A 15,063-nucleotide genomic window follows, 5' to 3' on the forward strand; every position below is an offset into this window, starting at 1 on the left:
GGATCACAAATTCGGATCAAGGGACGATACGACTTTGGATCGAGTCTAAGTATAGACATGTGAATTGCAAACGTCAGTGTCAATTATTGTGATGCACCGCACAACGCGTGGTTTACATCCAAATGATAATTGTCATTACGACCCTGCTATGCGCCGCGGGTAGCTTGACATTGCTGCAACGCAGCTATAGCAATTCCCGCGAATTTCCGATTTGGCATTTTTTTGAAAAAAAATTGCTTTCTTTGTGCCCTTTCCGTGGATGTCTGGAATTATAATTCCTATATGCGTGTGCGGCAGGGTACGACGCGTGGCGATCTTTGGTGGGTCGCTATGCGGCTCGCAGGCATATGGTTGTCTGTGAGAACATCTTCCAGAGACTGAGGAAGTATGAAGCGCATGCTTTCAAAACTTGTACGTGGCGTCGCCTTGACCTCGATGTTCTCGCTTCTGGCCGGTTGCAACCTGGTTGTGATCGATCCGTCGGGTGATATTGCGTCCCAGCAGGCCGACCTCATTATCGTTTCGACCATCCTGATGTTGCTGATCATCGTTCCGGTCATGGCACTGACGGTATTCTTTGCCTGGAAATACCGCCAGGGTAACAAGGATGCCGAATACGATCCCGAATGGCACCATTCCACCAAGCTGGAAGTTGTCATCTGGTCCGCGCCGCTGGTGATCATTATTGCTCTTGGGGCGATTACCTGGGTCACGACCCATACGCTTGATCCGTATCGTCCGCTCGACCGTATTGATGCTGAACGTCCATTGCCCAAAGATCATGAGCCGATGGTGGTTGAAGTCGTTTCGCTTGATTGGAAATGGCTGTTCATCTACCCGGAACAGGGCATTGCGACGGTCAACGAGCTTGCAGCTCCTGTCGATACGCCGATCCAGTTCAAGATTACATCTTCGGGCATCATGAACTCGTTCTTCATTCCGGCCCTTGCAGGGCAGATCTATTCGATGGCGGGTATGGAAACCAAACTCCATGCCGTGATCAACGAAGAAGGCGTGTATGACGGGTTCTCCGGGAACTACAGCGGTGAGGGCTTCTCTCACATGCGCTTCAAGTTCCACGGCCTGAGCGAAGAGGGCTTTGACGCCTGGGTGAATGACGTGAAGTCTGATGAGAACTTCCTTGGCCGTTCGCAGTATCTCGAACTCGAAAAGCCGAGTGTGAAGGAACCGGTCCACTATTACAGCTCAGTGGATCCGGAACTTTATCAGGCCATTCTCAACATGTGCGTTGATCAGTCGAAGATGTGCATGAACGAGATGATGCATATCGACGAAAACGGCGGTGGCGGTCTTGCCGGTATCTACAACGTCATGTCGCTGACTTATGACGTTCCGCAGATGCGTGGCAGCCAGCCGTTGCCTGATAGCAAGTCCTTCGTCGCAACGCTTTGCACCACCCCTGAAGGTGGCTTGTCAGGCGAAATCGCGAACCTTCCGTTGTTTGACAACGAACCGGTTTCGCGTGCGATGAGTGTTGCACCCACAGGTGTTTCGGCAGGGTTTTAAATGCAGTGCCGGTTGGTGAATGCCAACCGGCCCTTCGCAGTTCTGGCATCGGTTGCGGTGCCATTCTGTATTTGAAAGAAGAGTAATCCGATGTTCTCTAATCCGGACCTTTTACACTTTATATTTGGCCGGCTTACGCTCGATTCCATTCCGATGCTCCATGAGCCGATTGTCGCTGTGACATTCGCGGCAGTGGTTGTAGGCGGGCTCGTTGTTGTTGGCGCGCTGACCTATTTCCGCCTGTGGGGATATCTATGGAATGAGTGGGTCACGTCGATCGATCATAAAAAGATCGGTATCATGTACATCATCTTGGCCATTGTCATGCTGCTGCGTGGCTTTGCCGATGCTTTGATGATGCGCGCCCAGCAAGCCATTGCATTTGGTGATTCTGCCGGTTATTTGCCGCCCGATCACTACGACCAGATCTTTACCGCCCACGGCGTGATCATGATCTTCTTCGTGGCGATGCCGCTGGTGACTGGTCTGATGAACTTCGTTGTGCCGCTGCAGATTGGCGCGCGCGACGTTGCCTTCCCGTTCCTGAACAATTTCAGTTTCTGGATGACCACCTGCGGCGCCGTGCTTGTCATGATCTCGCTGTTTTTGGGCGCGTTTGCCAAGACAGGTTGGCTGGCCTATCCGCCGCTGTCTGATATTGTCTACAGTCCGGGCGTCGGGGTTGATTACTATATCTGGGCCTTGCAGATTGCCGGTGTCGGGACGTTGCTTTCGGGTGTGAACCTGATTGTGACCATCGTAAAGATGCGCGCACCGGGCATGTCCATGATGAAAATGCCGGTCTTTACCTGGACCTCGCTTTGCACCAACATTCTGATTGTTGCAGCCTTCCCGGTTCTGACCGCTGTTCTGGTCCTGCTTGGTCTTGACCGCTATGCGGGCACCAACTTCTTCACCAATGACCTTGGCGGTAACGCCATGATGTACATTAACCTGATCTGGATCTGGGGCCACCCCGAGGTGTACATCCTGATCCTGCCGGCGTTTGGTGTGTTCTCCGAAGTTGTGTCGACCTTCTGCCGCAAACGTCTGTTTGGCTATAGCTCGATGGTTTATGCGACGGTGGTTATTACCATCCTGTCCTACATCGTCTGGCTGCACCACTTCTTCACCATGGGGTCGGGTGCAAGTGTGAACGCCTTCTTTGGCATCACCACCATGATCATCTCGATCCCGACGGGGGCCAAGGTGTTTAACTGGCTGTTCACCATGTACAAGGGGCGTATCAGCTTTGATGTCCCGATGCTGTGGACCATTGGTTTCATGCTGACCTTCGTGATTGGTGGCATGTCGGGCGTGATGCTTGCTGTCCCGCCGGCCGACTTTGTCCTGCATAACAGCCTGTTCCTGATTGCCCACTTCCATAACGTGATTATCGGTGGTGTGGTCTTCGGGATGTTTGCCGGGATCGTGTACTGGTTCCCCAAAGCATTCGGCTTCAAGCTTGACGAGTTCTGGGGCAAAATGTCCTTCTGGCTGTGGACCATTGGTTTCTACTTTGCCTTCATGCCGCTTTATGTTCTTGGCCTGATGGGTGTGACCCGCCGTATGAGCCAGTTTGACGATCCGTCGTTGCAGATATGGTTCATCATTGCGGCCTTTGGCGCGCTTCTGATTGCCGGTGGTATCGGTTCGTTCATCATGTCGATCGTTGTTGCGGTGATCAAACGCGACAAACTGCGCGATGAAACCGGTGACCCGTGGGGTGGTCGTACGCTGGAATGGTCGACGTCCTCGCCGCCCCCGGCTTACAACTTCGCCTTTACCCCGGTTGTCCATGATCTGGACGCCTGGGCAGACATGAAGAAACGTGGCTACGTGCGTCCGACGACGGGCTTCCTGGATATCCATATGCCGAAAAATACCGGTGCTGGATTTATCCTGGCTGCGATCTCGCTTGCTCTTGGTTTCGGTTTGGTTTGGCATATGTGGTGGCTTGTCGTTGCAAGCTTTATCGCCTTGGTTGGCGGCGCCATCGCCCACACCTTCAACTATAACCGTGATTATCACATCCCGGCATCCGAAGTTGTGGCGACCGAAGAAGAACGTACCGCCCTTCTGGCAAAACAGCAGGCGTAAGGGAATGACAATGGCGAATACAACTGCCTCTCAGACCGAAGCGCCGGTCTTTTACCTGAAAGAAGAGCATCACCCGGAAACTGGTACGATGCTCGGCTTCTGGATCTATCTGATGAGCGATTGCCTCATCTTTGCGATCCTGTTTGCAACCTATACCGTTCTTGGTCAGAACTATGCAGCGGGTCCCGCACCGGCTGATCTGTTCGACCTTGAACTGGTGGCGATCAACACGTCGATGCTGCTGTTCTCGTCCATCACCTATGGCTTTGCCATGCTGGCGATGGAAAAGGGCAATGTTGCAGGAACCCAGCTTTGGCTGGCGATTACCGGTCTGTTTGGTATCGCCTTCGTGGGGCTGGAAATTTATGAGTTCCATCACCTCTGGAGCCTGGGTGCGACGCCGATGCGCAGTGGTTTCCTTTCGGCGTTCTACACGCTGGTTGCGACCCACGGTCTGCACGTGACCTTTGGCATCATCTGGCTTGTCACCCTGATGGTTCAGGTGGCCCAGCGCGGCCTGATCGTCGAGAACAAGCGTCGTCTGATGTGCCTGTCGATGTTCTGGCACTTCCTTGACGTGATCTGGATCGGTGTCTTCTCCGTTGTTTATCTGCTGGGAGTTCTGGGATGAGCGCACATTCACACGCACATGATGACCATCATGATGGTGGTGCCTCGCATGGTACCTATAAAAGCTATGTGATCGGGTTCGTCCTGTCGGTCATTCTGACCGCGATTCCGTTCTGGCTTGTGATGGACGGTGTTCTTGACAGCAAGGTTGCAACCGCCCTTTGGGTTATGGGTCTTGGGGTTATTCAGATCATTGTTCACATGGTCTATTTCCTGCACATGAACACCAAATCCGAAGGTGGCTGGAACATGCTGGCGCTGATCTTTACCCTTGTGATCGTGGCAATTGCCATCGCCGGTTCACTGTGGGTGATGTATCACCTCAACACCAACATGATGCCGCAGATGGATCACGACATGATCCCGAGCTTCGGCTAGGGACTGCTTGATATTTGAAGGGGGCGCGATACCTGTATGGGGATCGCGCCCTTTTTGTTTAAACACCCGCTTACTGCCATTTGAAAGAACCCGGCATGTCCGACGATCCCGTTTCCATCTCCCAAACCGATGCCCCGAAAAAGGGCCCCTCGACGACGACAAAGATCGTTGTCGTGCTGCTGGCGGCTATCCTGTTTTCCGGGTTTTGTGCCCTTGGCTACTGGCAGGTTGAACGTCGGGCGTGGAAGCTTGATCTGATCGAACGGATTGATGCCCGTGTGCATGGCGATGCGGTTGCCGCACCCGCGCGTGATGACTGGGAAAATGTCACCCGCGCACGCGACGAATATCGCAAGGTCCGTGTGACGGGGACCTATCGCAACGACCTTGAAAGTCAGGTCTATACCGCCACTGATTACGGTGCGGGTTATTGGGTTCTGACCCCGCTGATCCGGGGTGATGGCACGATTGTCATGATCAACCGCGGTTTCGTTCCCACCGAAAAGCGCAATCCCGATACCCGGGCTGAGGGCATGGTCGAGGGCGAAGTCACCGTAACTGGCCTGCTTCGGATCAACGAACCGGTTGGCACCTTCATGCGCGATAACGTGCCGTCCGAGGAACGCTGGTATTCACGTGATGTAAAGGCGATGGCAACCAAGCGTGGTTTGGATGCCACCAACGTCGCCCCATACTTCATCGACGGTGACGGGGCTGAAAACCCGGCGAAACTGCCGCTTGGTGGGCTGACCAAAATTCGCTTCCCCAACAACCACCTGACCTATGCGCTGACATGGTTTGGCATGGCCTTGCTGACACTTGTGGCGGCGTGGATCGTGCTGAGGACGTCAAATAAACGATAGCGGCAGCTTGCAAGCGCCGTAAGATTACCCCTTGTCAAACACCGGGCTGCTTTCATAGGTTGCGTATGGTTTATATTTTCGAGCCAAAATTGTGCGACATCAACAGACAGGGGAAAGTATGAGAAGCGTGGTGTGTGTCATGGCGGCTACCGTCATTCTGGCTGGTTGCTCCACTGGTGGTGTTCCAAAAGAATGTCAGGGAATACAAAAAACGGTCATCGGTGGTAAAACTTACTATGTGACAGAGGGTGGCGGAACCGTTCCCACTTACTGCACAAAATATGCGACCGAGATGAAGTAATCCTCTGATCGAAGACGATACGCCTTTAACTATTCCAAAGTCGATTGACCGGGCCACGGAATGTCTTTGCGCATGGTTGCCCCGCTCCAGTTGATGATATTGGGGGTGTGCGTGCCCGCGTAATGTGCGCGGAAAACCGCATTCAGGTTCGGCGGGCGATACAGAACGCGTTCGAGTGACCCTTCGCTCGAATTGTCATGCAACACCCCCGTACTGATGTTCCAGCGTTCCAGCGCGCTGACATGGATCGCCTCGTTGATGGTCTCAAGGCCCGCCGGGATGATGTTGCGACGATCAAATTTTGGACATTTCAGGCGAAGCTTGTCGAGAAGGGTTTTCTCTTCGGGCGCGATCTGGTTGATAAGCCGCTGATAGGGATAGGCGTGGGACGAAAAGTACATTTTCGTCCGGCTTTCATAGCCGCGGCCGTCAATCGCTGGGGAGAGGCGCGCCTTCAGTGACGGGTTATCGAGTTTAAGGCCGGTATGCTTGGTCACACGCTTAGCCATCCAGTCAAGCGTGATATCGGACAGTCTGCAGTCATCGTAAGACCCGCCGACATTGCTGTGCACGCCGGGGAACCAGACCTGCTCAACAATTTGTTTGTCGGGCAGTTTGGCGCCCTTTTTCTTGACCCACAATGTTGGTGAGAACGCACTGCGCTTTTCGTCAATCGCCATGGCATGCAGGGCAACCCGCACGTTCGATCCAAGCTGCACATCATGAAAATGGTAGTTCTTGGGAATTACCAGACGGCCCCAATCGCCGGGAATGCCAAGCGATCCGACCGTGTCCCAAACGCCAACGCATTCAATCGGCACGTCCTTGTGGGCTTCAATATCAAGGGTCGAGATTTTGGTGCGTTTTGCCTCGGTCGATAAATCCGAGCTGGCAATTTTCGCAATATCATCCTGAAGCGGATGACCAAGATAGGGGGGCTTCAAAAGACCGCAAAGACCGATCAGTCCGGCCAGGCTGCGCGCGGTAAAGGCGCCGCGCGAAAAGCCGAATATAAATATCTCGTCGCCAGGCTGATAGTTGTTACCGAGGAAGCGATAGCCATCAACAACGTTTTCAAGCAACCCGTTGCCAAATGCACCGCCGCGCAAACGATCCACCACATTGCCGGTGCCAACACCACGATCATAAAACACGACCTGGGGGATATCCCCGGCGCTGCTGGGAACGGCCCGCAGCAGTTTGACGACATTGGTTGGTTGAGGCGTATTGGCTGGTTCCTGCCAAGTGCCGTCGAAAAACACGATGAGCCTGCGTTTGGTCATGAGAAGCCCCTGTAAGTAATGTGATGCCAGCGATCTTTCTTGGGTCGCTTTGGCAAACACTATACAACCCAAAGGCGATTTTATTAAGTTCTAATGAATATAATAAAGCGCTGCAGGTATACGGCCACCTTGCATGGATGACTGACATCCTCCTGCCATATAGCTGTCAGGAACCTGCGTTTCGTGCGATTTACATTATTGGGAAACAAGGGGAAATTGCCGCTCCATATCGCAAGAATGACACGCGCAAACGCAGGAGCAGCTTTAATGTCATCAGACCGGAATTTGACCTTTTATCACGCCATTCCGTCACGCAGCGGCACCGTCCATTGGATGCTGCACGAATTGGGTATTCCGTTTGATGTCAAACTTCTCGACATTGGCGGTGGAGATGGACAAACCCCGGAATTCCTTGCTCTCAATCCGCTTGGCAAGGTGCCGACCATCACACATGGCGATACGGTCGTAACCGAAGCTGCCGCCATTTGCTGCTATCTGGCCGATCTGTATCCCGAGGCCGGCCTGGCCCCGGCATTGGATGATCCGAAACGTGGTGAATATCTGCGCTGGTTGTTCTTTTCACCGTCCACCATTGAGCCAGCCATGATCGACCGCGTGCGCCAGTACAAGGCAGAAGACAGCAGCCAGAATTCCTATCGCGACTGGGAAACGCTGGTGCCCATTCTGGTTGATGTTGTGGGTAAGGCCGATCCGTGGCTGATGGGGACGAACTTCACAACAGTTGATGTTGTGTTTGGTTCGACCATTCGGTTTGGCTGTATGTTTGGTATTCTGCCGAAATATCCGGAATTCGAGGCCTACATCGCCCGGATTAATGCCCGGCCGGCCTATCAGCGTGCACAGGAACTCGATGCACCGCATTTTGCTGCTGCAATGGCGGGTTAAATGGGCTGCTGGAATAGTATGAGGAATAAAAAGGCCGGTTCCTGCGCTTTGGAACCGGCCCTTTGGCATTTTATCGGCTTTAAAAGCTGGGTTCAGGGATTTGTATGATCAATCACTTCGCCGCGTGCCGGATAGTTTTTGGCAATGACGAAATCAAGCGCACCAAGGATCTGATCGAACGCCGGGCGGGCAAACGGCATGGTCTGGACGGTGCCGAAATAAAGCGTGCCATCCGGACGCACCAGAAACAGGCCAGGTTCCGAGAAAACAGCCGGTTCTTCATAACCGCTTGAGGTCACACCGTTCGAGGTCGAGATATAAAGACCCCACTCGCGCGCGTTATCGAGATCAAGGCCATAACCAAGATCAACATTCTCAAGCTCCCACTTCGCCTTGGCTTCGGTCGCGCGATCTTCGCCATCGGGTGATACAACGACGACGTTCACACCGCGCTTGGCAAAGTCCGCAAGCTTGGTATCAAGGTCCTTGAGGTACTTGCCACAGATCGGGCAATGCAGGCCGCGATAGAATACGACCATGGTGAAGTTTTCCGGGCTTTGGTCGGCAAGTGACCATGTGCCGCCACCAACAAGCGGGACGGACAGGGATGGCACTTTCTGGCGCGGCATCAGCGGGGTAATTGCAGACATTTTGTTCCTCATGACTTGGTTCAGGTTTAATTGAGGTCGATTATGGAACGATCATTCTATAAATCAACAACAAAGAACCGCCATCACCGAACCGTGATGGGAACGTCTTGGTGCGGACGTGTCGTTAAACCCGTTTGGCGACGATGAAGCGTGATCCGGTGCTGGCCGGATAGGAGCCGGTTTCGATGATGTCAAATCCGCCAGACTGGATCATACCCTCAAGGCGGGCGTAATTCAGGAAGTGAACGTGCGGTGCCTTGCCAAGTTTCTGCATGACCCAGATCAGGGGCTTGAGGTAACCAAGCTTCTCGCCAAGGCAGGGCGTTTTGGTGATGAACATGCCACCCGGCTTGATGACCTTATGTAGCGCGGCAATGGCGTCTTCGGGCTGATCAAGCAAATGCAGGATGTTAAAGCCAAGCACGACCTCATATTGGTCTGAGCCGTTGGCGATATCTTCTATTGTTTGTTTGGCGAATGTGACGTTGCCAATCGCCTGATCTTTGGCTTTGTCTTGGGCAATTTCGATCATGCGCCCGGAAATATCGGTGGCCGTCAGGTGCCCGACACTATGGGCAAGTTTCAGGGCCGTGGTGCCGGTGCCACAGCCGATTTCAAACGCGTTCTGATCGGGGGAAAGATAGGCGCGCGTGCAATCAAGGGTTTGCGCATAGGCGGCTTCGTTGCCGATCGGCTTGCGGGCGTATTTGTCGGCGGCAGAGTCCCAGAACGTGTCGCTGCGTTTCATGATATGTCCGGCTTTTGCGCCCGGTTTGCGGGCATTGATTGATGTGCCAGACGATGAAGCAGTGTCAGGCAATGCCCAACACGAAACGGCACTGGAAGGTGGCTGTGATCTAGTCGAGTGCGCCCAGAATGGTCTCGCAATAGTCTTGCAAGGTTTCCTGATCCGCACCGCGGCGCGACATCAGTTGCATCCCCTGAAACGATCCGGCAAGGAACCGGGCGAGGGCGCGAACATTCTTGCCTTTGGAAATTTTGCCCTGATCAACAGCGCGGTTCAGTGCCGCAGCAAAGGTATCCTCGGCCCGACGGAATGCCTGATGGGCGATGGCGGCGGTTTCCGGGTCATGCGGGGCAAGCTCCATACCTGAATTCACCATCAGGCAGCCTTTGTGCCGTCCTTCTGCGGTGCCGGTTTTGGCGGCATCACGGAATGTCTTTTCTATCGCGGCGCGACCATCTTCGATGTTGCGCAGATCGGCAAAACGCTCGGCACTGATTTTCTGGCTGTAATGATCAAGGACGCGCAGGAACAGCGCCTTCTTGTCGCCAAAGCTTGCATACATGCTGGCCCGGTTCAGGCCGGTTTCATTGACCAAATCCTGAATAGAGGTCGCTTCAAACCCCTTGCTCCAGAAGATGTTCATGGCGTTATCAAGAACGCTTTCTTCGTCAAATGCACGTGGCCGTGGCATCAGCAGTTCCTTTGATCAGTTCCACACTTTGGAACGAATGTTCTATAACTCAGATAAAGATGGGACGAATGCGGTGGAAAATCAACTAAAGAGCTTGTGATGGTCAGACCAATCAGGATTTTACAATCCGGTCCAGCGTGACAAAGCTGTAATCCGGCCCGTCCGGATTGTCGATTTTCTGACGTGCGGTTTCGCGCCATTGATCGGCGGGCAGGGGATCAAGGAAGGTGTCGCCCTCGATATCGGCATGGACTTCGGTAAGTTCATACCGTGTCGTGAAGGGCAGGGCGAGGTGATAAACCTGCGCGCCCCCGGCAATGATCACTTCATTGACACCATCGCGCACGGCGATTTCGTCGGCCAGTTCAACGGCTTCTTCGATTGTGTGACAAACCCTCACATTTTCATGATCAAACGACCAGTCGGTGTCGCGGGTCACTACAATGGTCACACGCTTGGGAAGCGGTCGGCCAATTGTCTCAAACGTCACGCGCCCCATGATCATCGGTTTGCCAAGCGTAAGTGCCTTGAACCGTTTCAGGTCTTCGGGCAATTCCCATGGCATCCAGCCATCCTTGCCAATCGCGCCATTCTGCGCAGCCGCAACCACTGCCACTCGTTCGATTTTTGTAACGTTCATTACACAGCAACCTTGCCGGCAATGTGGGGATGCGGGTCATAGCCGGTCAGTTCGAAATCATCATACTTGAAATCAAAGATCGATTTGACCGCCGGATTGATCTTCATGGTCGGAAGTGGGCGGGTATCACGGGCTAACTGTTCTTCGACCTGATCAAGATGGTTGGTGTAAAGATGCGCATCCCCAAGGGTATGGACAAAATCACCCACCTCAAGATCGCAGACCTGCGCGATCATCATGGTCAGAAGCGCATAAGATGCGATGTTGAACGGCACGCCCAGGAAGATATCCGCACTGCGCTGATACAGCTGGCAGGACAATTTGCCATCAGCCACATAGAACTGGAACAGGCAGTGACATGGCGGTAGCGCCATATTCGGCACATCGGCAACATTCCAGGCCGAAACGATCAGGCGGCGGGAATCGGGATTGTTTTTGATCTGGTCAATCAGGCCGGTGATCTGGTCGATGGTTTCGCCGTTTGCGCCGCGCCATGACCGCCACTGGCCGCCATAAACCGGGCCAAGGTCACCGTTTTCATCAGCCCATTCATTCCAGATGCGGACACCATTATCCTGCAGGTATTTGACGTTGGTGTCGCCATCCAGGAACCACAGCAATTCATGAATGATCGATTTCAGATGCAGCTTTTTGGTGGTGACCAGCGGGAAACCCTGGGAAAGGTCAAAACGCATCTGGTGACCAAAGATCGAGACAGTCCCGGTGCCGGTCCGGTCTTCCTTGCGCGTGCCGGTGTCACGCACCAAACGCATCAGATCGAGATATTGCTGCATGCTGGTCCTTGCATTTTTGGAATCGCTTTTGTCGCAGCATAGTCAGGTCGGAACGCCTCGGCAAGCAGTGCGGGGTGTCGTGTGAAAGCCTGATTAAAATCCGTAAGATCGCGAAATGTTCCCACGAAAATCAAAAAAAGATTTCCCGATTCCCCTTGTGAAACGGGGACCATTTGCCCTATATAGGGGCTGTCGGGGCAACCCGACTACGGCGCTAAACTGCGTGACAGAATAGGCTTTACGGACCCGGGGGCGGTACCCGGCGGCTCCACCAAAATTTATCGGTTGTCCGACTCAGACAATCTTCGTGGGGCCGAAATAGGATCGACGTGAGCAGTAAAAGTCAATGTGGGCGCTCGGCATGGTACCACCGCATCGGGCCAATGTTTGTAAATGCAAACGACAACAATGCTCCGGTTGCTGTTGCCGCCTAAGCGGTACTAGCACCAAAGCGAAATTCCGATTGCCGGGAGCGGTAATTTGGTGGGGGACGGGGCACCTAGCAACAGAACGCCCCACTCTTGTATTTCTTTCCCGCTTCGTTATGAATAGAGTCATTATCAAACGCGCCGAGATGCAATTGGCGCGCAGAGATGCCATATGACAATGACGGAACGCGCCGGACGTACCCGGTGGTTTCGCCAGATACAGGATTACTGATGCAAGAACCGGAAGAATTCCGTTACGATCTTATGGTCGACCAGGCGCTGCGCGGTGTGGTGAAAGACATCCTTGCGCGCGTGGCCGAAGAGGGCCTTTTCGGAGAGCATCACTATTATATCACCTTCCAGACCAATCATCCCGGTGTGGCCCTGCCTGAAAGCCAGCGCAAGGCGCATCCAGACAACATCACCGTTGTCCTGCAACACCGGTTCTGGGATCTGAAATCCGAAGATGATCACTTCTCGGTCGGAATGAGCTTTGATGGCATGCCGACCACGGTGGTCGTTCCTTATGATGCGATGCTGGCCTTTGTTGATCCGTCTGCCAACTTCATGCTGACATTCAGCGTCGAAGAGGAAATGGACGACGAAGATTTCGATTATGATGAAGATGATGATCTTGATGCCGATCTGATGGACGACGAAGAGGGCGCACCAACCCTGGTGGCCGAACCGTCCAAGGCCCGCAGTAAAAAGCCCAAGCCGGATGCCAATGAAACCGGTGAGGTCATCGCACTTGATGCGTTCCGTAAAAAATAGAAGATTTTAAAGGGCAGGGTTGATCTGCCCTTTTTCTTTGTCTGGTCCCGTTGATGTTTCCCGCGTCCGGGGTTCCCCTAATGTATCGTGGCAATTTGGTGCAATTGGCGCTAAAACCAGCCTCACAAAGAACAAACCCACCTTGTTTTTGAGAGAGACGAGAACCTTCCGATGAGTGATTTTGTCTATAAGCCCATGTTTGAGCAGGGGAAAGACACCACCCCTTACCGCAAGATCGGGGATGAGGGCGTTTCGACCGTTGACGTCAATGGCGAGACCTATTTGAAAGTAGAACCTGAAGCGATCGAAAAGCTGACCCTTCAGGCTTTCTTTGATTGCTCGCACCTTTTGCGTCCGGGTCATCTCGAACAGTTGCGCAAAATCCTTGATGACGAAGAAGCCACCGCCAATGACAAGTTCGTGGCGATGGATCTGTTGAAAAACGCGTCCATCGCATCGGGCGGCGTTTTGCCGATGTGCCAGGATACCGGTACGGCCATCGTCATGGGCAAGCGCGGTGGCAAAGTCATCACCGATGGTTCTGATGAAGAAGCCCTGTCGAAGGGCATCTGGCAGGCCTATCAGAAACACAATCTGCGCTTTTCGCAGGTATCGCCGAAAAACATGTTCGAGGAAAAGAATACCGGCTCGAACCTTCCGGCACAGATTGACCTCTATGCGACCAAGGGCGATGAATACAAATTCATGTTCATGGCCAAGGGCGGCGGGTCTGCCAACAAGACCTTCCTGTTCCAGCAGACCAAGGCGCTTTTGAACCCCGAAAGCCTGCGCAAGTTCTTGGATGAAAAAATCCGTACGCTGGGCACTTCTGCCTGCCCGCCTTACCATCTGGCGGTTGTCATTGGCGGTACCTCTGCCGAGGCGTGCCTTAAGACCGTGAAAATGGCATCGGCGCGTTATTACGATAACCTTCCGACCGAAGGTGGCGATCATGGTCAGGCCTATCGCGATCTGGAATGGGAACAGAAGATCCTTGAGATGACCCGCGAAATGGGAATCGGCGCGCAGTTCGGCGGCAAGTATTTCTGCCACGATGTGCGCGTGATTCGTCTGCCGCGTCATGGTGCAAGCTGCCCGGTTGGTTTGGGTGTGTCGTGCTCGGCTGACCGTCAGATTCTGGGCAAGATCAACAAGGACGGTATCTTTATCGAAGATCTTGAACATGATCCGGCAAAGTACCTGCCGCATGTCACCGACGAGCATCTTGACGACGAAGTGGTCAAGGTTGACCTGAACCGTCCGATGGAAGAGATCCGCAAGCAGCTTTCGCAATACCCGGTCAAAACCCGTCTGTCGCTGACCGGGACCGTGATTGTGGCCCGTGACATTGCACATGCCAAAATCAAGGAACGCCTTGATGCCGGTGAAGAAATGCCGGAATACCTTAAAAACCATCCGGTTTATTATGCCGGTCCGGCGAAAACGCCGGAAGGCATGCCGTCCGGATCATTTGGTCCGACCACGGCCGGGCGTATGGATGCCTATGTCGAACAGTTCCAGGCCGCAGGCGGTTCGTTCGTGATGCTGGCCAAGGGTAACCGGTCAAAAGCGGTCAAGGATGCCTGTGCCAAATATGGCGGGTTCTATCTTGGCTCTATCGGTGGTCCGGCAGCCCGTCTGGCGCAGGACTGCATCAAGAAAGTCGACGTTCACGAATATCCGGAACTTGGCATGGAAGCCGTCTGGAAGATCGAAGTCGAAGACTTCCCGGCCTTCATCGTCATTGATGACAAGGGCAACGATTTCTTTGCCGAATTCGGCATCTGATCCGAAATCACGGCCATTGAAGTCAAAACGGCGCAGGGGAAACCTTGCGCCGTTTTTGCTTTGCATAGCTGACCTCAGGTCAAAGGGGTTGCTGCGGTGCGCAAGAAATGGTCTGATTTGGGCAAAATCAACCCCTTACTGGATAACCTGTTATGTCTGAAACTTCCGCGCTCTCTGCCACCGGTGCGACGGAAAGCCGACTGGTTGGTGTGACCGCTGCACTTGCGACGGTTTGCATCTGGGCCGGTTGGCTGATTGCCACCCGCTATGCCATGACTTCAAGCTTTACCGCTGTTGATATTGGCCTGATGCGTTTTGTTGTGCCTTTTGTCCTGCTTGCCCCGATCTGGATAAGAAAAGGCATCTGGCCCAAGGGCCTTTCAATGGCCAACGGCCTGTTGATGATCGTTGGTTCCGGCGCGTTTTACACCCTGATGGTTGCAAGCGCCCTTGAGTTCGTTCCGGCAAGCCATGTTGGCATTCTTTTGCCCGGTGTGATGGCCGTGTGGGCGGTTCTGATTGCCATGCTTCTGTTTGGTGAACGTCCGGGCAAGGTCCGCAT

Annotated in this window: 15 protein-coding genes and 1 other RNA gene; 10 read left to right on the top strand and 6 right to left on the bottom strand. The window is 53.7% G+C overall.

The window, feature by feature from the left end; genetic code table 11:
• The first annotated feature begins 396 nt into the window (after window positions 1-396).
• The 5 genes from cyoA to B2R48_RS13060 all read left to right on the top strand — a co-directional run bounded on the left by cyoA (window position 397) and on the right by B2R48_RS13060 (window position 5,498).
• On the top strand, window positions 397-1,527 hold the full coding sequence (gene cyoA, locus B2R48_RS13040; protein ID WP_232308487.1) for a ubiquinol oxidase subunit II: 1,131 nt from the start codon (window positions 397-399) through the stop codon (window positions 1,525-1,527).
• 90 nt (window positions 1,528-1,617) lie between these two features.
• The gene (cyoB, locus tag B2R48_RS13045; RefSeq protein WP_297001091.1) at window positions 1,618-3,627 is read left to right on the top strand and encodes a cytochrome o ubiquinol oxidase subunit I; all 2,010 of its coding nucleotides are present in this window, start codon (window positions 1,618-1,620) and stop codon (window positions 3,625-3,627) included.
• Window positions 3,628-3,637: 10 nt separating this feature from the next.
• Entirely contained in the window at window positions 3,638-4,258 is a 621-nt protein-coding gene (gene cyoC / locus B2R48_RS13050) for a cytochrome o ubiquinol oxidase subunit III (protein WP_297001092.1), read from the top strand.
• On the top strand, window positions 4,255-4,635 hold the full coding sequence (locus B2R48_RS13055) for a cytochrome o ubiquinol oxidase subunit IV (RefSeq protein WP_033069359.1): 381 nt from the start codon (window positions 4,255-4,257) through the stop codon (window positions 4,633-4,635). The genes cyoC and B2R48_RS13055 overlap by 4 nt, the downstream gene beginning before the upstream one ends.
• A 95-nt stretch (window positions 4,636-4,730) precedes the next feature.
• On the top strand, window positions 4,731-5,498 hold the full coding sequence (locus B2R48_RS13060) for an SURF1 family protein (RefSeq protein WP_297001098.1): 768 nt from the start codon (window positions 4,731-4,733) through the stop codon (window positions 5,496-5,498).
• 330 nt (window positions 5,499-5,828) lie between these two features.
• Here B2R48_RS13060 and B2R48_RS13065 read toward each other — a convergent pair whose 3' ends face one another.
• Window positions 5,829-7,082 (bottom strand): DUF2235 domain-containing protein, encoded by a 1,254-nt coding sequence (locus tag B2R48_RS13065; protein WP_297001100.1) that lies wholly within the window; start codon window positions 7,080-7,082, stop codon window positions 5,829-5,831.
• 267 nt (window positions 7,083-7,349) lie between these two features.
• Between B2R48_RS13065 and B2R48_RS13070 the strand changes: the two genes are divergently transcribed.
• Entirely contained in the window at window positions 7,350-7,988 is a 639-nt protein-coding gene (locus tag B2R48_RS13070) for a glutathione S-transferase family protein (RefSeq protein ID WP_297001103.1), read from the top strand.
• Window positions 7,989-8,080: 92 nt separating this feature from the next.
• On the opposite strand, the gene B2R48_RS13075 is transcribed toward B2R48_RS13070, so the two are convergent.
• The 5 genes from B2R48_RS13075 to B2R48_RS13095 all read right to left on the bottom strand — a co-directional run bounded on the left by B2R48_RS13075 (window position 8,081) and on the right by B2R48_RS13095 (window position 11,511).
• Window positions 8,081-8,638: a peroxiredoxin-like family protein gene (locus tag B2R48_RS13075; RefSeq protein ID WP_297001106.1), complete on the bottom strand. Its 558-nt coding sequence runs from the start codon at window positions 8,636-8,638 to the stop codon at window positions 8,081-8,083.
• 124 nt (window positions 8,639-8,762) lie between these two features.
• On the bottom strand, window positions 8,763-9,386 hold the full coding sequence (locus B2R48_RS13080) for a class I SAM-dependent methyltransferase (protein ID WP_297001107.1): 624 nt from the start codon (window positions 9,384-9,386) through the stop codon (window positions 8,763-8,765).
• Window positions 9,387-9,495: 109 nt separating this feature from the next.
• Window positions 9,496-10,077 (bottom strand): TetR/AcrR family transcriptional regulator, encoded by a 582-nt coding sequence (locus tag B2R48_RS13085; protein WP_297001110.1) that lies wholly within the window; start codon window positions 10,075-10,077, stop codon window positions 9,496-9,498.
• Window positions 10,078-10,189: 112 nt separating this feature from the next.
• A complete protein-coding gene (locus B2R48_RS13090; RefSeq protein ID WP_297001113.1) occupies window positions 10,190-10,717 on the bottom strand; it encodes a dihydrofolate reductase in 528 nt (175 codons plus the stop codon).
• Window positions 10,717-11,511 (bottom strand): thymidylate synthase, encoded by a 795-nt coding sequence (locus B2R48_RS13095; RefSeq protein ID WP_297001116.1) that lies wholly within the window; start codon window positions 11,509-11,511, stop codon window positions 10,717-10,719. The genes B2R48_RS13090 and B2R48_RS13095 overlap by 1 nt, the downstream gene beginning before the upstream one ends.
• Before the next feature lie 152 nt (window positions 11,512-11,663).
• Here B2R48_RS13095 and ssrA point away from each other — a divergent pair.
• The 4 genes from ssrA to B2R48_RS13115 all read left to right on the top strand — a co-directional run.
• Window positions 11,664-12,031, top strand: a transfer-messenger RNA (tmRNA) gene (gene ssrA / locus B2R48_RS13100).
• A gap of 139 nt (window positions 12,032-12,170) precedes the next feature.
• Window positions 12,171-12,713, top strand: coding sequence for an SspB family protein (locus B2R48_RS13105; protein ID WP_213475685.1), 543 nt, complete (start codon window positions 12,171-12,173; stop codon window positions 12,711-12,713).
• Between the two features lie 171 nt (window positions 12,714-12,884).
• Window positions 12,885-14,501, top strand: coding sequence for a fumarate hydratase (locus B2R48_RS13110; protein ID WP_297001120.1), 1,617 nt, complete (start codon window positions 12,885-12,887; stop codon window positions 14,499-14,501).
• Between the two features lie 152 nt (window positions 14,502-14,653).
• A partial coding sequence (locus B2R48_RS13115) for an EamA family transporter (RefSeq protein ID WP_296990221.1) occupies window positions 14,654-15,063 on the top strand: 410 nt, incomplete at its 3' end.

It is taken from the genome of Thalassospira sp. UBA848 (assembly GCF_002295455.1).
GTDB lineage: Bacteria > Pseudomonadota > Alphaproteobacteria > Rhodospirillales > Thalassospiraceae > Thalassospira.